This window comes from Arthrobacter sp. D5-1, from assembly GCF_017357425.1.
Taxonomy (GTDB): Bacteria; Actinomycetota; Actinomycetes; order Actinomycetales; family Micrococcaceae; genus Arthrobacter.
The window spans coordinates 871,094-891,209 of record NZ_CP014571.1; the positions used below are offsets into that span (position 1 = coordinate 871,094).

Below are 20,116 nucleotides of genomic sequence, written 5' to 3' on the forward strand. Positions count from 1 at the left end.
ATTTTGGCAGTTGCTCCGGTTTGACTCCTAAACGGGGCTAGCCGTGCAGCGCCCGGTAGGCAGCCTGTGCAGCCGGGTGCAACGGGACGCCGGCGGTGTTAATCAGTGTTTCGGGGCTGAGGAACTGCACGCCGGTGCTGGATTTCGGCACCAGATCCTGGGCCTGTTCCACCAGGAGTTCCACGGTTTGCCGGACAACGTGATCGGCCAGATCCCTGCGGCACAGGAGCAGGTTGGCTACGCCCACGGTCCAGACGGCGGGTGCGTTCCCGTAGCTGTTCGCGGGGATGAGGACGCGGTCGTAGAAGAAACCCGATTGGGCCCGGGTCGCCGGGATGAACTCGGAGATGTCGAGGAGACGCACGCCTGTTTCCTGGGCTGCAGCAGCGATGGGCGCCGTCGGGACACCTCCGGACTGGATCATCACGTCAAGGGAACCCTCCCGCAAGGCGGCCAGGGCTTGGTTCAACCCAAAGTTGGCTTGCTTCAGTGCCCGTTCCGGCCCGGCCGTTTCAGGAGACAGCCCGGCGGCAGCAATGATGCGCCCGGCCGTGAGGGTGGTTCCCGAGCCCACCTCACCCACGCCCGCAGTCTTCCCGGCGAGGTCAGCGAAGGTTCGGATTCCGCTGTCTTCCCGAACGATGCAGTGGACGTAGTTCTGGTACACCTTTCCCAAGGCCACCAACTGGCTTTCACCCCGTCCGGGAGCTGCCTGGGCAGCTGCGTCGGCCAGCGCGACGGCGAGCGTCGCCTCGCCGGATAAGACCCGCTGAATGTTCTCGAGGCTTCCGCCGGTGGTCAATGCAACTGACCTCCCAGCGACCCCTTCACGCTCCAGCAAGTCGGCGAGCAGGCTGGCGAACTCAAGGTAGAAGCCGCCCGATTCGCCGCCGGCAACGGTGATTTCCTGAGGGCGTTCCTCTGTGGTGCAGCCTGCTGTTGAAGCGAGCAGACTGCCGCCCAAGCCAAGCGCCACGGCTGTCTGGAAGACACTCCGCCGCGAGACTTTGAGGGGTTCAGACATGCGTGTCCTCCTCCGGTTTCACGAACTCGAGGCGTGCCGCCAGGCCATGGGGCTCGCGGGCCTCCAGGACCAGCCTCGCGCCATTTGCTTCTGCAAGCCGCTCCACGATGGTCATCCCCAGCCCGTTGCCGGGGATCCTGCTGTGTTGCGGAGCCCGCCAGAACCTGGTGGTGGATGCGGCGAGCTGTTCGGCCGGGAGGCCCGGGCCGTCGTCGGAAATCACGACGGCGGTGCCTCCTTGCGTCTGCCGGGTCGCCACCGTGATGGTGGCCCCCGGCGCGTATTTGATGGCGTTGGCGAGGAGTTCGCCCACCATGTGCGCGAGTTCATCGGGGTCGCAGACGATCGGGCTTTCTGACCCAGGGCCCTCCAAGGTGAGCTCTGATCCGGCACGGTGAGCGGCCGGCGTCGCCCGTTCAACCTCGCCTTGCAGAATCGGGTACGGGTCGATGACGGCCAACCGCTGGTGTTCCGGTGCTTTTTCAGCCCGGGCAGACCCCTCAAAGGCGCGGTGTTCCGCCGTCGCGAGCTTCAGCACGCCGTCGAGCATCTCTTCCACCCGCTCAAGTTCCGCCACGACGCCGGCCGCCGCTTCTTTTTCGGGCACCGAACGCAAGGCGAGCTGCAGCAGGTCGATCCTCAACCGCAGCGCCCCTACGGGGTTGCGCAGTTGGTGCGAAGTATCAGCGATGAGCCGGCGCTGCGACTCCATGCTCTCGGTCACCGTATCCGCCATGGCGGTGAAGGATCGGCTCAGTTCCCGGAGCTCAGGCGGCCCGGCTTCGGGGAGCTGGCTGGTTTTTCCCGTCGTTTCGAGCTCGTGGACTGCCTTGCTGAGGCGATGGACCGGGCGCAAAACCCATCCCGTGATGCGCGATGCCGCTACGAGCAGCAGCACGCCCAGCGCCACCGCGGCAAGTACGACGACGAGCCACCGCTCCCGTAACTTCTGCCGGGCTGCGTCGAGGTCGACTTCAAGGACCACCTCTCCGAGTACCTGGCTGGCTGTCCCGAAGGACCTGGAGATGAAGTCGTTGCCGGTACCGAAAGCGCGGACCGGGTTGAGCGTGGTGTCGCTGAGGTTCAGGCTTGCCCGGCTGAGGGCGTCCTCGACCTCTGAATGGTCTTCGCTGAGACCGCCGGCGCGGAGGGTTTCCTGCTGGAGGCGGATCAGGATTCCCTCGCCATAAAGCTCGGAATAGCGGTCCATTTCCCGCTGAAGTTGGGTTGTGTTGTTGTCCTCCACGGCGTCACTGGCCAGTTGCGCGAAGCGGTTGAGGGCTGCGACGCGGTTGATCTGCAGTTCCTGGGTGAGTTCCCGGCTGGCCGAGGTCAGGATCACGCTGGATACCGTCACCACAATGATCACCATCAGCAGGCTCAGAATGCCGAGGACGCGGACTTTCACGGTTGCTCTACGCGGTAGCCGACGCCCCGGACGTTGATGATGAATCCGGGAAGTTGGAGCTTGGACCTGAGGCCTGTCAGGTGCACGTCCAAGGACCGGGAGTGGGCCAGGAAAGCATCTCCCCAGAGTGCGTCCAGGATCTGTTCCCGGGTGACCACGGAGCCTGCATTCCTGGCCAAGAGGCTGAGGAGGTCGAACTCGGTTGCGGTGAGGGCGAGGTGCCTTTGGCCCACGGATGCCACGCGACGGTGGAGGTCCACTTCCAGTTCCCCGAGGACTATGGTGTGCGGGGTTTCCTGGCCTGAGCGATTGGTGCGCCTGGTGACCGCTTCGATTCTGGCGAGCAGCTCCACGAGCTTCACGGGCTTGACAAGGTAGTCATCCGCCCCGGATCGAAGACCCAGCACCACGCTGCGCTCGTCGTCGCGTGCTGTCAGGATCAGGATGGGAATCTGGGTTACTTGGCGGAGTTTCCGCAGGACGTCCAAGCCATCCAGGTCCGGGAGGCCGAGGTCCAGCAGGATCACTTCGTGCTGCCGGTGAGCCAGGAGTGCGTCCTCGCCACGGGATACCCTGGTGTGCTTGTGGCCGGCTGAGGCGACGGCAGCGCTCAAGGCCGACGCCATGGCGTCGTCATCCTCGACGATGAGCACTTGCACTGTCAGGGTCCTTTGTCTTGCTCGGCTGGTTTACTGCGGGCTGGTTCGCTGGTTCTGGTCCGCTGGTCCTGGTCCGCTGGTTCTGGTCCGCTACTAGAGCTTAACGTTGTGAGGCCCGCTCTGCGCCCTTCGGAGTGTCCAAAGGGGGCAGAGCGGGCCTCACAAAGCGGCCAGGTCAGGCGTTGACGAGGTCCTTCTTGTCGTCGTCGTCCTTCGCAGTGCCCTTAGCCACAAAAGCGTTGCCTTGCTCGGCATCCAGGTGAGTGGCCTTCTTGTTCTTCAACGCGAAGATGTACACCAGGAGCGAGATGAAAATGGCTGCCGTGACGTAGGTGAAGAACAAGTCCACCTGATCCGACTTCTGCAGCGCTGCGCCAATCAGCGGAACGGTGCCGCCGAACAGCGAGTTGGCGATCGCATAACCGAGCCCGACGCCGAGCGCGCGGATGGAAGCCGGGAACAGTTCGGCCTTCACCAGCGCGTTGATGGACGTGTAGCCGCCAACCATCAGCAGGCCGCCGAGCATCAGCAGGAACGCCATGAACGGATCCTTGGTGCCGGACAGGGTGGAGAGCAGTGGCCATGTGAAGAGCACACCGGTCACGCCGAACCAGATCAGCAAGGGCTTGCGGCCAACCTTGTCCGAGATCAGGCCGTACACCGGCTGCAGCAGCATGAAGATGAACAGAGCCCAGAAGTTGATGACGGAGGTATCTGTCTTCGCGATGCCGGACGTATCGTTCATGAACTTCAGGATGAAGTTGGTGTACGTGTAGAACGCCACGGTACCGCCCAGGGTGATGCCGATGCAGATGAGCAGCGGCTTCCAGTGCTTGGTGAACAGCAGCTTCATGGTGCCGGGCTGGGCTTCACCCTCAACCTTGACGTGGGCGGCGCGGAGCTGATCGGCCGAAAGGGTTTCTTCCATGGAACGGCGGAGCCAGAGAACAACCAGGGCAGCCACACCACCTATGGCAAACGGAATACGCCAGCCCCACGCGGTCAGGTCTTCTTTGCTCATGGTGTTCTGCAGGATCACGAGCACCAAGAGGGCAAGCATTTGCCCGCCAATAAGCGTCACGTACTGGAAGCTGGAGAAGAAACCGCGGCGCTTGGCCGTCGCTGCCTCGGACATGTACGTGGCGCTGGTGCCGTATTCGCCACCGACAGAGAAGCCCTGCACGACGCGGATGAACACCAGCAGGATCAGGGCCCAGAGGCCGATCACGTCTTGCGTTGGCAGGATCGCGATGGCGAAGGAACCGGCCGACATCAGCGTCACACTGAGTGTCAGGGCAGCCTTGCGGCCCTTCCGGTCGGCATAGCGGCCGAAGAACCAACTGCCGATGGGACGCATGAGGAACGACGTCGAGAAGACAGCCATCGCCTCAAGGCCTGCCTGCAGGTCGTCCGAGGAGTTGAAGAAGTGCGACTGGAAATACGCAGCGAAAACCGTATAAACGTAGAGGTCGAACCACTCCACGAGGTTGCCCGCGGAGCCCTTGAGGATGTTGCTCACGGCCTTACGTGTCTGGGCGGCTTCGCTCAGAGGTGCAGCTTGTTGGGTGCTCATCAATGAACCTTCCTGGACGGCGCCTGATACGGCAGCCGTGTCTTGCATGAGTTCGTTCTGTCCATGAAGCTGGTGCTCATGGCGTCCTTGCGCATGGCTCTTCGTCGACTAAGAAAGGCCCTCCGGGGTGAAGAGGACATGTTCCAAGCTATGGGTGATGCACGGCACAGCCATAGCTGGCAGGGCATTTCCTAACACTTCCTTAGGTTTCGGCCGGTACGGCTGGTATCACGGGTGCCGGGTGAGGTTCGACGGCGGTCGGGACCGGAGGGCGGTTGGGACCGGACGGCGGGGCGAAGCGTTAGCTGGCGCGTCCGGACGCACGCTCGCTCACATCCCTCGGGCTTGAGCGTGTCGCTCGCTCACATCCCTCGGGTTTCCGACGGACGCTCTTTCACCACCCTCGGGCTTGAGCGTGTCGCTCGCTCACATCCCTCGGGTTTGGCTGCGATGCTCTCTCAGGTCCCTGCGGGTTTGGCTGCGATGCTCTCTCAGGTCCCTCGGGTTTGGCTGCGACGCTCTCTTACGTCCCTCGGCGAACTTACTTGCTGAGCACGCCCGCGTCGTTGATGCGCACGAGCTTCCACGCGGCGAGCCGGCCAATACCAGCGGCCAAGGCAATCGACGACGAGAAAAGTAGCGGACCCGTCGCTGACAGTCCGCCAAACGGCGCACACATCAACAAACCTCCGGCGAAGAACGCGGCAACGTGAAGCCACTGATTTCGGAGGCGACGCAGAGCCAGACCGAGAAGGAACCCCACTGCGGCGCCGATTGCCCAAACCGGGAGCAGGCTGTAGAGGAAGAAGACAACGGCCCATTCTGGGCTCTGGCTGGACAGCAATGCGCTGAAGGTCAGGTGGGCAACCCCGACGCCCACTGCCAGCCCCTTGCCGCTGAGCACCACCCGGTCCCTGGGACCGTAACGCCAGCCTCCGGTTGGGCGTGTTGTTGCCAGCGCGTACGCATCTTCGTCGGTCCATGGTTCCTGGCTCACGATTACCTCCGAGTGATGTGAGAGAGCGTTCGGCTGAAGGGGTGGTTATGTGAGAGAGGGATGGTCGTTGATGCGGACGAGTTTCCAGACGGCCAGTCGGCCAATGCCGGCTCCGAGCGCTGCAGGCAGTGTCATGTAAGCCAAAGTGTGAATAGTCCAACCCGTGAAAGGAACTCCAACCAGGGTTCCCACCAGAGCGCCGGCGACGATAAAGGCAGCCACGTGGATCCACTGGTTGCGAATACCCCTCAAGATCTTGCCCAGCAGCATCGCGGTCGGGAGGCCAACCAAACCGATGGGGAGGACACCAAAAACCATGAGAATGGGTAGAAATGAAAGCTGATATGCGGCATGTTGTGGATCTTGACTCGCCTTCATGACCCCAGGCACCAGAAAGAACACAACATCGGCAACGAGGACGCCTACTAGAAGTCCCTTCCAGCCCCGGACCACGCGGTCCCGGTATTCGTAGGGCCAGAATGCCGGATGGTGAGTCGAGTTCATGGAGTAGCCGCGATCTCGTTAAGCGCGCCAGCCAGCGAGGGATACTCAAACGCGAACCCCGCGTCGAGCAACTTCCGGGGTTCTACCCACCGGCTCTTGAGGACCAGCTCGGTCTGTGTCCGAATGAGGACGGCGCCGGCCTCGAGCAGCCATGCGGGTGTCGGGATGCCAAAGGGGACACCCATGCTTCGCCGAACCATGGCCATGAGCTCCCGATTGTCCACTGGGTGGGGCGCCGCCGCGTTCACCGGACCGCTCAGCTCTCCGTGATCGTGGACGAACAGCACCGTCCTGAACAGGTCCTCCACATGGATCCAGCTGAACTTCTGCGTGCCCGGACCCATGTGCCCACCCAAACCGAGGCGGGCGAGGTTCCGGAGGGGACTCATGACGCCGCCCGCCCCCAGGACAATCGCGATGCGGAGCGGCACTTTGCGGGTGCCGGGGACAACGGCAGCCGCCAACTCGTCTTCCCACGCGCGGGCAACGTCCACGGAGAAGCCAGTGCCCAATTCGCCGGAAACCTCGGATTGCGGAGCGTCTTCCGCATGCCGGTAAATGGTTCCGGTGCTGGAGTTGATCCACGTCCTGGGCGGTTCGGCGCAGGCAGCAACGGCCCGGCCCAAGGCACTTGTTGTGAGAACCCGGGAGTCCAGGATCTCCCTCCTGTGCCGCTCGTCATAACGGCAATTCACGGATCGTCCGGCGAGGTTCACCAGAAGTTCGGCACCGTCCAGCACTTTGGTGATGGCGCCGTCGTCGTGCCATTGCGCGTCAGCCGAAGCGTCCCGCCCAACGGTCCGGACCTGCCAGCCCTTTTGAAGGAACCGCCGCTGGAAGTAGCTGCCAATGAAGCCAGTAGCGCCGGCGATGACTACTGTCCGCCGCATCACGAATCTTCCTTGACGTTGCGCACGAGTCCCAGAACGTCATCGAACACCTTGCTGACGCCCGGAATCTTCGCCAGCGACAAGCCGCGCGCCACCAGCGGGGCGGCGCCGTCGATCAGCTTGCGTGTGCGGCGCTGGTTCTCGGAGGTGTCGTAAACCCAGAACAGTGCGACTCCCATGTACGCCAGCCACAGCAGCTCGGGCAGATCGCCGCGCAGCTTCTTTGCGACGGCGGGGGAGGAGCCCTCGACGGCGGACCGGAAGATCGCGAGCGAAGCCTCCCGTGCGGCGGTGGACGCCTCGCCGAACGGATTGACGGGCGACGACGGCCGGATCGCCGTCGCGATGAAGTCGGAACCAAACTGGTGGTACGGCGCCATGACGTCGATGCCGGTGTGCAGCACTGCCTTCAGGCGGCCTGCGAGATCTTGGACTCCTTCCAAGGCCTGCGCCGCGACCACGGCGTGTTCATCCTGCACTTGAACGTAAAGCTCCTGGACGAGCTCGTCCTTGGATGCGAAATAGTAGTAGGCATTGCCGACGGAGACCCCGGCCTCCTGGGCAATGGCTCGCATGGTGGTCTTCTCAAAGCCAACCTCGCGGAACATTTTCAGCGCGACGTCGGCCACTAATTGGCGGGTCTGCTCACTCTTTGCTGCCATGGTGCCGCTCCCTGGGACGTATTTTGAACGTGTTCAAGACTGAGTATGGCATATTTCTGAACACGTTCAAAAGGGGGACGTGAGTGAGCGTTGGGTTCAAGCCCGAGGGATGTGGGAGAGCGTTGGGTTCAAGCCCGAGGGATGTGAGAGAGCGTTGGGTTCAAGCCCGAGGGATGTGAGGGAGCGTTGGGGTGAAGGAGTGGGAGAATGGAACCGGTGCCGGGCCACATGCCCCACCAACCACAGTGCTAATACAGCGGGGCGCCCTGAACGAAGGAGCCTGCGCGAACCACTACGAAATGGATGACCCATGCCCTCGCCCTCAGGCTCCAGTACCTTGAGCAAGCCCGCCCCACGCTTTGCTTCAATAGGCTCCCCGTATTTCGGCATCATGCTGGCCATCATGGCCGTGGTGCTGATCCTGTCCAACATCGGCGCTTCCAAGGGCGTCGCGCTCGGGCCAATCCTGACTGACGGCGGGTTCTTCCTGTTCCCCATCGCCTACATCCTGGGTGATGTGATGAGCGAGGTGTACGGCTTCAAGGTGGCGCGCAAGGCCATCATCACCTCGTTTGCCCTCTCGGTCTTTGCCTCTCTCTGCTACTGGATCATCATCGTGCTGCCCGGTTTCAATGACGAGTACAGCATCGGCAAGCAAGCAGCCCTCGAAGGCGCCCTCGGACCCGTGCCGCTGATCGTCCTTGGATCGCTCCTTGCCTTCCTTGCCGGACAGACCATCAACTCCTGGATCCTGGTGAAGATGAAGGCCCGCACCGGCGAGAAGTCCCTGTGGGCACGCCTGATGGGCTCGTCCGTGGTGGGCGAATTCGTGGACACCCTGATCTTCTGCAGCATCGCGGCATCGGTCATCGGCATCACGGACTTTGGCTCGTTCCTGAACTACGCCCTGGTTGGCTTCGTCTACAAGACGGCCGTGGAGTTCCTGTTCGTGCCCGTCACCGTGTTGGTTGTCGGGTGGATCAAGAAGCGCGAGCCAAGCTACGGGGTAACGGCAGCCTAGGCTCGGGCCGAGTTCGCCGGAACCGTGTGAGTTCGCCGGAAGTTTCCGCACGCCCACGCACGCTTCCGGCGAACTCGACGCCTACGAGTAGTACCGGCCCAGGGTCTCCGCCTTGAACTCGAAGAAATCCCCGGATTCGATGGCCAAGCGGGCGTCGTCCACCATCTTCACCACGAAGCGCTCGTTGTGGATGGAGATGAGCGTTGCCGAGAGCATTTCCTTGGCCTTGAACAGGTGGTGGATGTAAGCCCGCGAGTAGTTCACGCACGTGTAGCAGTCGCAGCCGTCCTGCAACGGCCCGAAATCGGTTTTATAGCGGGCCCCGGACAGGTTGAACCGGCCGAACGGTGTGTAGAACGCCGAATTTCGGGCCACGCGGGTGGGGGAGACGCAATCGAAGGTGTCGGCGCCGTTCTCGATGGCCGTGAAGATGTCGTCCGGCTCGGAGATGCCCAGAAGGTGCCGGGGCTTGTTCTCGGGCAATTCCTCGTTGCACCAGCGCACAATCGTGCCCAGGTTTTCCTTCTCCAGCGCCCCGCCGATCCCGTACCCATCAAAGGGCATGGCACCGAGATCCCGGCACGCCTTGCGGCGAAGGTCCTCATACTGCGCACCCTGGATCACGCCGAACAAGGCTTGATAGGGCTTGCCCACGCGGGAAGAAGTCAAGGAAGCGTGCTCCTCCAAGCACCGCCGCGCCCACAGCCGGGTCCGCTCCAGGGACTCCTCCTGGTAGGCCCGCGAGTTCTGCAGCGTGGTGAGCTCGTCGAAGGCGAACATGATGTCCGCGCCGATCTGGTGCTGGACCTGCATGGAAATCTCGGGGGAGAAGCGGTGCCTGTCCCCGTTGAGGTGCGATTTGAACCAGACGCCGTCGTCGTCAATGTGCGCCAGCCGTTCCTTGCCCGGTGCCACGGCGTCGTCGGGTCCGGACGAATCGACGTTCTTCATGTCGATGACCTTCTTGAACCCAGAGCCCAGGCTCATCACCTGGAATCCTCCGGAGTCGGTGAAGGTCGGCCCGGACCAGTTCATGAACGCGCCCAGCCCGCCGGCGGCGTCGAGGATCTCCGGCCCCGGCTGCAGGTACAGGTGGTATGCGTTGGCCAGCACAGCCTGCGCACCGAGGTCGGCGATGGACTCGGGCAGTACTGCTTTCACGGTGGCTTTGGTCCCGACGGCGATGAACGCGGGCGTCTGGATGGTTCCGTGCGGTGTGGTGATGGTTCCGGTGCGGCCCAGGAAAGCTCCGCCGTTGGCATTCACTTGGGCGTCCGACGGCGAGCACGTTTCAGTCAGGCGCTGGCCCACCGAAAACGAGAACCCGGATTGCCGGGAGGACAACCCTGGCAAGTCAGGCTGGCCGGGAGTAGGGGAAGACACAGACGCGGAAGCAGAAACGGAAGCTGGCACGCTACCAAGTGTGCCAGCTTTACCCGAAGTAACCCGCGGAGGAAGCCCTACGAGCCGTAGTTCTCAGATTTCCAGTTGTCCCACGACGAGCGGATGTCCGCCAAGGTGTGGGCCCCCAGATCGTAAGTGGAGGCGATCACCATGGAGCCGCCGTCGGGCCTTTTCTCCGGAATCGGCAGCTGTTCCGCGACGATCAACAGGCCGTCTCCATGCTCCGCGTAGCTGTGGACGGTGAGGCCAACTTGATGCCGGCTCTTGAACCAGACCTTGCCGGAGATCTTCTCGCCCGTTGCCAGGGTGAGCGAATACTCCTCCCCAACGGGCGGCAAATCCCCGAGTCCCAGCTTTTCAATCGCCGGCCCGCCCTTGCCCGGAAGCGAAATAAAGTGCGTCCGGCGGTGCCCATGCGGGTGACGTTCCAGGGCGAAGCGCAGCTGATGCAGGAAGGTGAGCCAGCCCTGGGTGATGTCCTCGTCCCATTCAGCCCACTCGGAATTGTGGTCGAGCGCTGCCCTGGTGACCCTCACTTCCGTTCCGCCGGAGACAGGGTGGAGCTCAAAGACATCGCCGCCATTGACGGTCAGGCTCGTGTGATCGGGCCCCTCCACAACGTCGGTGTTGAAATAGATCTGTTTGATTTCGTCGGTGAGATCGTCGGCTTCCCAGCCGTGCCATTGAGCCACCAGCGACGGTTCACGCAGCATTGTCCAAACCTGCTGCGCGTCGGCATTAATCACAACGCTCAGATTGTTCGTCATGGCCCCGAATCTACCGCCGTTCGCGCCCGCATAACAGGTCTTGAAATACCCAGAAGCGGCGGGTCCGGAAATTTATGCCCGCACTGCTTCGAGTTCGTTGCTGATCCGCCGGGCCAACTCGTCTTCGCCGATGGTCTTGGAGCCGCCGTGGGCGCGCAGGAACATGAGCGCTTCGAGTCGGAGGAACCGCCAATCGCGTTCGGCCTCGTGGTTGCCGTTGTCGATCGCGCGGAAGATTTCCTTGTCGTACAGGTTGGGTTCGTTGAGCGAGCGCTGCCGGACCCGGGCGTTGATCCGGGCCTTGAACGGGTCCTCTTCCTGGGACTCGGGCGCGCGCAACAGTTTCTCGTAGACCGCGGCACGTTCGGCTTGTCCGGCTTCGCGGCAGATGAAACTGGACAACGCCAGCGCCCGCTCAATGGATGCCCAGCGGTCCAGGTTGCCGTCAAAGGGCAGCACGTTGAGCAGGTCCGCTACGGCCAGGGCATGGTCCGGATCGCGCAGCACAATGCAGAGGTCGAACGCCAGGTTGCTGAGATCCCGGAGGCAGCTGCCTGATTTGGTGTTGATGCCCTTCGTCAGGCGATCCGCCAGGACCTGGACGCCGTTCTTGCCCTTGTGGTTGGCCGCGGCTGCGCTCACCACGGCCTCCGGGGTGCCATCCGGTTCGGGGATCAGGGCCAACTCTTCGGCGCTGGGGCGGGTGTACGTGGGTGGCATTTCCGGGCGGGGAGGAACGACGACGGCCGGCTCGGGGGAGGCATCGGAGCCTCCTTCTGCGGAGGTACTGGAGGCAGGGGTGCGGGAGTCGAGTGCACCAGAGTCCGGAATGTTGGAATCCGGCGTATTGGACTCGGGGGCGCCCGCGCCCGCCGTCCCGGCGTCGCTCTCCGCATCCACGCCTGCATCGACGGCGTCGCACACAGGGACACTGGACCCGACAGCGATCCGCACCGTGCCGCCGTCGACCATGGTCACCAGCAGCAACGCGGCAACGTCGTAATCGTCGTTCTGCACCTCGATGCCGGCGATTTCAGCGGCTGGCCCGTCGCCGGGCGGATAGACAAAATCTCCGGGCCGCAGGTCCCCAGCCTGCTTCTCTCTGTACTGCTGTGTGGCTGGGCTGTGAGTCATCGGAAGTCCTTTGGTTCTCTTGGGGTCCGCCGTCCAGTCTACAAAGGGCGGCTGGTGCAGGTGCGGGGACCCGCTAGAGAACGATGCCCGAAAAAGCCAGCGCCTGGCGCACGAGGTTCCCGCGTCCGCCGTCGAATTCCTGCTGGACGTTCTCGCTCAGCACCTCTTGCGGCGTCATCCAGGTGAGTTCCAGTGCGTCCTGGCGTGGTTCGCATTCGCCGGTCACCGGGATGACGTAGGCCAGCGAGACCGCATGCTGGCGGTCATCCGTAAAGCCGGTTTGGGAGGGGGCCGGGAAGTATTCGGCCACGGTGAAGGGGACCGGGCTGATGGGGAGCTGCGGGAAGGCCAAGGGACCGAGGTCCTTCTCCATGTGACGCAGGAGAGCTGCGCGGATGGTCTCGCGGTAGAGGACGCGGCCGGAGACGAGGTAGCGGACCATGTTGCCGTCGGCGTCGCCCTGCAAGAGCGTGCCAACCTCATTCACATACCCGAGCGGATCCAGCCTGACCGGAACAGCCTCCACGTAGACCATGGGAAGTCGGCCGCGGGCTTCGAAGAGGTCTTCATCTGAAAGCCAGCCTGGATACGGGTCGGGTGTACGTACGCTCATGGTTAAGTTCTACCCCATCCCCAGCCGAACTTCCTTGGTGGCGTTCCGGTGGCTGCGAGGTTACGCTCGCGGCGGTATTAGAGGACCAGAATCGTCTCGTCCGGCTTCCCAGGTGTTATGTGGGCAAGGATTTTCTCCTGCGGATGCGATCAAACGGCGCTTCCGCAGGGCAGCTGCCAAAGACTAGCTGCTTGGGCTCGCCGGCGCCTGCTGCGATGGTGATTGTTCGATCACGATCGACGCCGGCGCTGCCCCACCCGCAGCATCCGGGTTGGCGACGTACAGCACGTCCTCGCTGATCCTGGCTTCGATTTTCGCTTCGGTGAGCCGGTGCAACAACGGCTCCAGCCCGCCGTCGTACTCGAAGGAAAGATCCCCGTTGGCGCTGTCCGCGCCGTGGATCGCGCGCAGGATGCCGCCGTTCTTGGTGGTGAACGTGGCTGACTCGTCGTCCTCCGTGCGCGGCCGGGCGCCGATGTTCCGCAGATCGTTGGCCGCAAGGCCCACGAAAGGGCTGATCCAGTTGCCTACTACGGCCAGCGCCGGGTCAGCCTCCGTGGACGTGGCCCAGGTGCCATCCGCTGCCCTGGTCGCAGGGAACGCGAAGAACTCGAAACCGTCCTCGGCAGAGATCCGCACGGTGGGTCCGTCCTGGGTTTCGTTCCAGTCAGCCTGGGTGCCGTCTTCCTCGGTGCGGCGCGCAAATTCCGCCAGGTTCCCCACCTCCACACCGAAAATCGTGGAGCCGTCCAACGGATGACCCTGCTCCACGAATCCCACCGCGAGGCGACCCGAACCGGCGTCGAACTCGCACCAGGCGTCGTCGTCCACGGTCTTCACCATCCCGAGCGCTTGGAGGAGCGTGGACCACTGATCGGGGCGGGACGTGTAATGGGTGGGGCGGGCTCGCAGCATTGGTCCTCCTGGGCAGGGTAGTCACTTCCCAGCCTATGCCGCGTGGACTTGCCTTGGACCGCCCTTTTCACAGCAGAATAGGCTCATGCCCATTGAGCTTCCGGAACTCCTTCTCCAAGACGGCGCCGCGTGGCGTGACTGGCTTTCGGCGCACGCTGCCGAGAGCCCGGGAGTGTGGCTGATCCTGCACAAGAAAGGCGGCACGGTCACGGAGCTGGACTACGACGCCGCCCTGGATGAGGCACTGTGCTTTGGCTGGATCGACGGTCAATCGAAGAGCCGCGACGACGAAAGCTACATGCAGCGCATGACGCCGCGGGGCCGCAAAAGCATCTGGTCAGTCCGGAACGTGGGCCACATTGCCCGGCTGGAATCCGAGGGCAAAATGACCGACGCCGGACGTGCCGCCGTCGAAGCTGCCAAGGCCGATGGCCGCTGGGAAGCTGCCTATGCAGGTCCTGCGGACTCCGTGGTCCCTGACGATCTGGCTGCCGCCATCGCCGCGGTGCCGGAAGCGCAGGCGATGTTCGAGGTCCTGACCTCCCAAAACCGCTTCGCGTTGATCCACCGCACCAACGGAGTGAAACGTGCAGAGACCCGGGCCCGCAAGATTGCCGGGTTCGTGGAGATGCTGGCCCGGCACGAAACGCCGTATCCGCAGAAGAAGCGCCCGGCTGCCGACGGCGGTTAGAGCGTGGCCGCAGCTTCCAGCGTCATCCAGGCTTGAAGCTGCGTGGACAGTTCGACGGCGGCACCCACCGGATACGTCTCGGCCGCCGGCCGCAGCGGATTGGGGGAGAATATGAGCGCCGGGGCTTCGGTGGGGGCTGGTTCCGACGCCTCACGACGCGTCATCCAGAACGCCTCGGCCGTAGCGTGCACCAAGGCCCGGGCAGTGTCCCGAGCAGTTGCGGGCAACCGTTGGTCCCGCGCGGCAAGTGCGAGGTAGCGGACCAGGATGCCGGTGAAAAGTCCGCCGTCGCCCGTGCCGTCACCATGGATGACTCGTGTTCCGGGGACCGTCAGTTCGCGGGACACCGACTCAACCAGCCGCGCAGCACGTTCCAGGTTCTCCTGGCCACCAAGTTCCAGCAAGGCACCAAGGATTGGACCTTGGTTGTAGGTGTAGACCGCCTCCTCGAGGACGGTCTCGCCATTGCGGATGCGAAGTCCATCCAAGTAGACACCCCGTTGCGGGTCGAAAAGCCTGCTGTTGAGCCACGTCACCAGAGACTGCGCCCGTTCCCTGTGCCCGGTCCGCGCAAAGTAGAGCGCTACGGGAGCTGTAGCAGGAGTGTTCTTGAAGTCCCGTTGGGTGCTCCAAAACGTTCCGCCGCCCAGATCGTCCGTGGAGGCCGAGTGGAACTGCAGGGTGAGCTTCTTGCGGACGTACGCATTGCGCCGACGACCCGGTTTCCTGGTTTCATCCGCCAGCTTCTCCAGCCGGTGCGTAGCGAGGGCGAGCCACGCCATGTCGTCATAGAACTGGTTCTCGAACCTCAGCAGATTCCGCAACCGAATGGTGGTGACCAGCCGCGAAGCGAGCCTGCCCGCACTGGGGCGGGAGACGCCGTCGAACTTTGTTGTGGTGGCCAGCTCACGGCGGCCGGCGTCCACCAGGCAATCGACATAGTGCGCCTGCCACCAGTAATGCCAGGGACCAAAGACGCTGCGGAGAGTAGTGGCGGGAAGGCTGACCGCCCCGATATGCGTGCCGGGAAGGAAGAGCAGGCGCCGGCCGAAGGTCCGCGTCACTGATCGGGCGGCCTGGTTGGCGCGCGTTGCCCACTCGTCCTGGTCCGTGAGGGGGAGCGGCTGGTCGGCAGCGAAAGCGTCGGCGGGCATGGTCCCAGCCTACCGAGGGTGCGCTGGCCCACAATTCCAGTTAACATGCATTAACGGATTTTGGGTCTGCATCAAGGAGGATGAATGGACATCAAGGGCACGGTCGCGCTGATTACCGGCGGGGCATCAGGGCTGGGGGCCGCCACCGCAAGGCGGTTGTTCGAGGCCGGAGCGTCGGTGGTCCTGGTGGACCTGCCGCAGTCCGCAGGGGATGCTTACGCCGCAGAACTGAACGCCTTGGGTGCAGGTTCTGGTCCGAGGGCGGTCTTTGTCCCCGCGGACGTCACCCATGAAGCGCGGATTCAGGCCGCGGTCGATGCTGCAACCGCCCTTGGCCCGCTGCGGATCGTCGTTAACTGCGCCGGCATTGCCACACCCGGCAAAGTGTTGGGACGCGACGGCGTGCTGCCCTTGGAAACTTTCAACAAAGTTATCCAAATCAACCTCGTGGGAACCTTCAACGTGATCCGCCTTGCCGCCGCAGCCATGGTGGAAACGGAACCGGTTTCCACCGAACTGGGCGGGCCCGAGCGCGGCGTCATCATCAACACCGCATCCGTGGCAGCGTTCGAAGGCCAGATCGGACAGCCCGCCTATGCTGCTTCGAAAGGCGCTGTGGCGGCCATGACCCTGCCATTGGCACGCGAGCTCGCACGTTCTCTGATCAGGGTGGCCACCATAGCGCCCGGCATCTTTGAAACACCCATGATGGCCGGTCTTCCGCAAGCGGCACAGGATTCCCTGGGCCAGCAGGTCCCGCATCCAGCGCGGCTGGGACGTGCGGCCGAATACGCACAATTGGCCGCGCACATCGTGGAGAACGCCATGCTGAACGGTGAAACCATCCGGCTGGACGGCGCCATCCGCATGGGAATCAAATAATGGGCGACTACAGCGGCGGCGCGGATTCCCCATCTTCGCCGGCGGTGCCCGCGGGCTCCGCCGGTGCGATACCTTCCTCCGTGGCGGGGTTGCCCACCGCGGACTTCTTCGACTTCGAGTCGCTGCTCAGCGTCCAGGAACAGCGGAAACTCAACGAACTCCGGGCCTTCCTTGCTTCGGAAATCGCCCCCTACGCCGGGCAGTGGTGGGAAAAGGCCGAGTTCCCGGAACACATCCTGCCCAAGCTCGCGGCGCTGCGGCTCAGTGCGCCGGCCCAGCGGGGGTACACGCACCTGTTCGCCGGCCTGGTCATCGCCGAAATGACCCGTGTGGACACCTCGATCGCCACGTTCTTCATGGTCCATCACGATCTCTTCGTTGAGTCGCTGTACGACTTCGGGAGCGACTCACAACAGGACCGCTACCTCGACGACGCCTCAAACCTGCGCACCACCGGCGCCTTCGCGCTCACCGAGCCAAACCATGGGTCGGATGTGGCAGGTGGCATGGAGACCACGGCGCGCAGGATCCAACGGGCAGCTTCCGACGGCGGTGACTACTGGGTGGTCAACGGCGCCAAACGCTGGATTGGCAACGGGACGTTCTGCGACTACATGCTGGTGTGGGCCAAAGACGAAGCCGACGGAGCCATCCGCGCGTTCATCGTTGACGCTTCCCTGCCTGGCATCACCCGCAGCCGCATCGAAAACAAGATCGCGCTGCGGACGGTGCAGAACGCCGACATCCGGTTCGTGGACGTCGAAGTCGCCGAATCGGATCGCTTCGCCGGGATCAGCAGCTTCTCCGACACCAACCACTTGTTGCGAGGCTCCCGAATCATGGTTGCCTGGCAAGCCGTTGGCCAGCAACTGGCGGCGTTCGACGTTGCCCGGCAGTACGCCGTCGAGCGCATGCAATTCGGGAAGCCGCTCGCCAAATTCCAACTCATCCAACAACATTTGGTGGACATGCTGGGAAACGCTGTAGCCAGCATGGGGATGATGGTGAGGATCGCCCAGCTGCAGGAAGACATCTCCACGGATGCCCAAGGCATTCGGCACGGCGGCGCCGACATGGCCCAAGTGGCCCTCGCCAAGGCCTACTGCAGCGCCCGGATGCGGGAGACAGTGGCTCTGGGCAGGTCCATTCTGGGCGGAAACGGAATTGTCACCGACTACCGGATCGCCAAAATCTTCGCCGACGCTGAAGCCATTTACACCTATGAGGGCTCCTACGAGATCAATTCGTTGATCGTTGGCCGCGCAGTGACGGGGGTTTCGGCAATCACCTAGTCCGGGTGGGCTTGGCGGTCCGTAATTTAGTCTCGGGGGAGTTTCTCACCGGCTTCCACCCTTACATCGATCGAATTGCCCCGCACCGGCATAGGGCATGTGCCGTAGGGGGTGAAGGCGCTGGGGTAGTTGATGCTGCGGTTGAAGTCGATCACAACGGACCCGTCCGGGCGGGGGCGAGGAATGAAGACCTTTCGCCACTCGTCCGTGGTGGCACCGTTGGTCTCATCGTGGAAGGTCACGTTGAGGGCACCCAGCTTCTCTTCCTCCGCGTGGAGCCGGATTTCATGGGGCACACCCGGTACCCGGAAAACGACCTCTCCCACTGAGCGATGGACCCCGTCCACCAATGGATTAGCTGTGCCGATGGGAACATCGCGAGGCTCCTCGTACGCCTCGAAACGTCCCTGGATGACCCACTCGGGGTTGTAGTCGTAGGTGGGAACGCCTTGGAAATCCGTGAGAACGGGGGAGCTGTTGTCACGGGTGCGGATGGCGTACTTGTCCGCACGCATGGCAAGTTCCACCACCACTTGCTTACCGTCGACGCCACCGTACTGAACCCACATCAGTGACTCTTCGTCCTGTAGGACTGCGCTGACTGTCCCGTCCGCAGGCTCGCCGGTCTGGACAAATGTGAGGCCGTCCGCTGCGCTCGCCGAAAGAAAAGCGGTAGAACCGTCGGTTGACCAGAGACCGGGGGCGAGTTCGACCTCGGCCGGGTCCGACTCCAGCCACTGGAAAGAGGTCAGGGTCAGCCAGCCATGCTCGGTTGCCAGCGCCGTGTGCCGGCCCGTGCGGAACCGCTCCCAACGGGCCAGCTGGGGATCGGTTGCTGTGGTGGGCGAGCTCATGGGTCTCCTCGGCTTGTCTTCGCGGCACGTGGCGTGGTTGCACTTTCCTCAACTATGCGTCGTGTGTGGGCATTCCCTGAACTCGAGTCGACGCCGGGGCGCAGCTGCATTGGGACGGCTCGCGCTGGCCCCCAACCCATGCCAGCGCGAGCCGAGATTGAAGAACCGGCTGATGGGCTGGACATCATGTGCCCGGCCCATCAGCCGATCCGGCACTCAGCGGGCCTTGTTAGTGCGACCTGCGGCCGGACCAGCGTGATCCTGCGAAGGCGAGCACCGATCCGACGGCCAGGAGCGCGGCCGCTATGAAGACGAATGCCGATCCCTGCGTGCCCGTGTTTGCCAACGGTTCCTCAGGTTCCTCTGCCGCGGGCTCCGACGGGTTCTCCGTGGGCGCCACAACCAGGGGGTCGGTAGTCACGACAATCGGCTCATCCGTTTCAGTGGGCATTGACGTAGCGGTCGGGGTGGGAGTGGGGGTGGGGGTGGGGGTGGGGGTGCTGGGGCTAGGGCTCGGTGTTGGTGTTGCGGTGGCCGTCGGAGTGGCCGTCGGAGTGGGGGTGCTTGGGCTTGGTGTGGGTGTTGCGGTGGCCGTCGGTGTCGCCGTCGGCGTCGGAGTGGGCGAACCGTTGCCTGTGCCACTTCCGCTGCTCCGGCGGGTCTGGGCCGCCACAGGTGTTTCCTGCCCCGAGATGGTGACAGTTCCGCTGTTCTCGTAGACGTTCAATGCGGCATCGGTCACCTGGGTCACAACGTAGAGCTCCACATGAAGGCCTTTGGGAAGGCCAGTCCAGCTCGCCGTGAGTTTCTGCGGAGTGCAGTCGAGGCTTGCAGGGTACTGCTCGTTGGCATATGGCTCGGTGATGTTCCCGTCGTCGTTCAAGACTCGTCCAACGCGGGGTGTGACACGGCTGCAGTCGATCTCCATGCCGGCTGACGGAGTATCGGTAACCACCACATCGTTGGTCTCCGCAGCCATCGGCGGCATGTAGAAGATCGACTCAAGGACTGTCTGGGCGGGGTCAACCCACCACATGGCCTTGCCTGCTTCAGTCGGGAGGGACGGACCGCACTCCGACGTGCACGGCTGAACAGCCACTGGGACACGCAGCACTGTGGAGCCGACGTTAAAGCTCAGTTCTTCAATTTCGCCGTCACCGGGATCAACCGAGTACTGCGTGCTGAAGGAACACGTCCCACCGACATTGAGGGGCTGTTCTGCCACAAAGTCCGTCAGCGTGAATACCACCAGGCCCGAGTCGTTGGCCCTTGCGGTGGCGACCGTTTCGCCGTCAGGATTCTGGAGATCAAATTCTGTGACTCCAAACCACCGCAGTTGCGGGGGCAGTTGGATGCTGAAGGTGTCACCCGGCCGGGAGTTGTCCGGCACGGACCATTCACACGTCAAATCCACCTGGTCCCACTGACTGGAAACTACTGATTCCGTCCTCAGGGTGATGTCCGCGTCCGTCAGCTCTGCAGCGTTGGCGGGCAAGGCTGACAGGCCCAGCCCCAGGACGGCCATGACAACCGCCAGAAGGGCGGCCACCAATGACGCGGTTTTTAGATGGATCTGATTTTTCATGTGCTGGATGGTCCTTAGAATCCGTGGTGAGATGCTCCGTCAATAGATGAGTGTTGGGCCATACTGGTTCGTGACGGCGTCGTAGGG

General features: G+C 63.3%; 20 protein-coding genes. 4 read left to right on the plus strand and 16 right to left on the minus strand.

Annotated features, from left to right (window positions below):
- Window positions 1–37: 37 nt before the first annotated feature.
- The 8 genes from AYX22_RS04135 to AYX22_RS04170 all read right to left on the minus strand — a co-directional run bounded on the left by AYX22_RS04135 (window position 38) and on the right by AYX22_RS04170 (window position 7,717).
- Entirely contained in the window at window positions 38–1,024 is a 987-nt protein-coding gene (locus tag AYX22_RS04135; RefSeq protein WP_207596238.1) for a TAXI family TRAP transporter solute-binding subunit, read from the minus strand.
- Window positions 1,017–2,432, minus strand: a complete 1,416-nt coding sequence (locus tag AYX22_RS04140; protein ID WP_207596239.1) for a HAMP domain-containing sensor histidine kinase — start codon at window positions 2,430–2,432, stop codon at window positions 1,017–1,019. The genes AYX22_RS04135 and AYX22_RS04140 overlap by 8 nt, the downstream gene beginning before the upstream one ends.
- Complete coding sequence (locus tag AYX22_RS04145; RefSeq protein ID WP_207596240.1) at window positions 2,429–3,091, minus strand: response regulator transcription factor; 663 nt, start codon at window positions 3,089–3,091, stop codon at window positions 2,429–2,431. Before AYX22_RS04145 ends, AYX22_RS04140 begins: the two co-directional genes overlap by 4 nt.
- A gap of 175 nt (window positions 3,092–3,266) precedes the next feature.
- Entirely contained in the window at window positions 3,267–4,664 is a 1,398-nt protein-coding gene (locus AYX22_RS04150) for an MFS transporter (protein WP_207596241.1), read from the minus strand.
- A 541-nt stretch (window positions 4,665–5,205) separates the two neighbouring features.
- Window positions 5,206–5,661 (minus strand): hypothetical protein, encoded by a 456-nt coding sequence (locus AYX22_RS04155; RefSeq protein ID WP_207596242.1) that lies wholly within the window; start codon window positions 5,659–5,661, stop codon window positions 5,206–5,208.
- 45 nt (window positions 5,662–5,706) lie between these two features.
- Window positions 5,707–5,979, minus strand: coding sequence for a hypothetical protein (locus AYX22_RS04160; protein ID WP_207596243.1), 273 nt, complete (start codon window positions 5,977–5,979; stop codon window positions 5,707–5,709).
- Between the two features lie 182 nt (window positions 5,980–6,161).
- Window positions 6,162–7,055, minus strand: coding sequence for a TIGR01777 family oxidoreductase (locus AYX22_RS04165; RefSeq protein WP_242703517.1), 894 nt, complete (start codon window positions 7,053–7,055; stop codon window positions 6,162–6,164).
- Window positions 7,055–7,717: a TetR family transcriptional regulator gene (locus AYX22_RS04170; RefSeq protein WP_207596245.1), complete on the minus strand. Its 663-nt coding sequence runs from the start codon at window positions 7,715–7,717 to the stop codon at window positions 7,055–7,057. Before AYX22_RS04170 ends, AYX22_RS04165 begins: the two co-directional genes overlap by 1 nt.
- A 310-nt stretch (window positions 7,718–8,027) precedes the next feature.
- Between AYX22_RS04170 and AYX22_RS04175 the strand changes: the two genes are divergently transcribed.
- Window positions 8,028–8,738 (plus strand): queuosine precursor transporter, encoded by a 711-nt coding sequence (locus tag AYX22_RS04175; protein ID WP_089593686.1) that lies wholly within the window; start codon window positions 8,028–8,030, stop codon window positions 8,736–8,738.
- 81 nt (window positions 8,739–8,819) lie between these two features.
- Here the strand turns inward: AYX22_RS04175 and tgt are convergent, their stop codons facing one another.
- From tgt to AYX22_RS04200, 5 genes are all read right to left on the minus strand, one after another.
- Entirely contained in the window at window positions 8,820–10,091 is a 1,272-nt protein-coding gene (gene tgt, locus AYX22_RS04180; protein WP_207597462.1) for a tRNA guanosine(34) transglycosylase Tgt, read from the minus strand.
- Window positions 10,092–10,198: 107 nt separating this feature from the next.
- Window positions 10,199–10,909 (minus strand): SRPBCC domain-containing protein, encoded by a 711-nt coding sequence (locus tag AYX22_RS04185; RefSeq protein ID WP_207596246.1) that lies wholly within the window; start codon window positions 10,907–10,909, stop codon window positions 10,199–10,201.
- Window positions 10,910–10,981: 72 nt separating this feature from the next.
- Window positions 10,982–12,043, minus strand: a complete 1,062-nt coding sequence (locus tag AYX22_RS04190; protein ID WP_207596247.1) for a DUF6707 family protein — start codon at window positions 12,041–12,043, stop codon at window positions 10,982–10,984.
- A 73-nt stretch (window positions 12,044–12,116) separates the two neighbouring features.
- Window positions 12,117–12,656 carry an NUDIX hydrolase family protein gene (locus AYX22_RS04195; protein WP_024819523.1) on the minus strand — a complete coding sequence of 180 codons (540 nt, stop codon included), beginning with the start codon at window positions 12,654–12,656 and terminating at the stop codon, window positions 12,117–12,119.
- A gap of 183 nt (window positions 12,657–12,839) precedes the next feature.
- Entirely contained in the window at window positions 12,840–13,571 is a 732-nt protein-coding gene (locus tag AYX22_RS04200; RefSeq protein ID WP_207596248.1) for a hypothetical protein, read from the minus strand.
- 85 nt (window positions 13,572–13,656) lie between these two features.
- Between AYX22_RS04200 and AYX22_RS04205 the strand changes: the two genes are divergently transcribed.
- Window positions 13,657–14,262 carry a YdeI/OmpD-associated family protein gene (locus AYX22_RS04205; protein ID WP_207596249.1) on the plus strand — a complete coding sequence of 202 codons (606 nt, stop codon included), beginning with the start codon at window positions 13,657–13,659 and terminating at the stop codon, window positions 14,260–14,262.
- Here AYX22_RS04205 and AYX22_RS04210 read toward each other — a convergent pair.
- A complete protein-coding gene (locus tag AYX22_RS04210; protein ID WP_207596250.1) occupies window positions 14,259–15,416 on the minus strand; it encodes a glycoside hydrolase family 76 protein in 1,158 nt (385 codons plus the stop codon). The two genes, AYX22_RS04205 and AYX22_RS04210, sit on opposite strands and share 4 nt — an antisense overlap.
- 84 nt (window positions 15,417–15,500) lie before the next feature.
- On the opposite strand from AYX22_RS04210, the gene AYX22_RS04215 reads away from it, so the two are divergent.
- Window positions 15,501–16,298, plus strand: coding sequence for an SDR family NAD(P)-dependent oxidoreductase (locus AYX22_RS04215; protein WP_207596251.1), 798 nt, complete (start codon window positions 15,501–15,503; stop codon window positions 16,296–16,298).
- Window positions 16,298–17,590, plus strand: a complete 1,293-nt coding sequence (locus AYX22_RS04220; RefSeq protein ID WP_242703518.1) for an acyl-CoA dehydrogenase family protein — start codon at window positions 16,298–16,300, stop codon at window positions 17,588–17,590. The genes AYX22_RS04215 and AYX22_RS04220 overlap by 1 nt, the downstream gene beginning before the upstream one ends.
- Window positions 17,591–17,616: 26 nt before the next feature.
- Here the strand turns inward: AYX22_RS04220 and AYX22_RS04225 are convergent, their stop codons facing one another.
- Window positions 17,617–18,444, minus strand: a complete 828-nt coding sequence (locus AYX22_RS04225) for a DUF1684 domain-containing protein (protein WP_207596252.1) — start codon at window positions 18,442–18,444, stop codon at window positions 17,617–17,619.
- A 229-nt stretch (window positions 18,445–18,673) separates the two neighbouring features.
- Complete coding sequence (locus AYX22_RS24290; RefSeq protein ID WP_207596253.1) at window positions 18,674–20,029, minus strand: Ig-like domain-containing protein; 1,356 nt, start codon at window positions 20,027–20,029, stop codon at window positions 18,674–18,676.
- Between the last annotated feature and the right edge of the window lie 87 nt (window positions 20,030–20,116).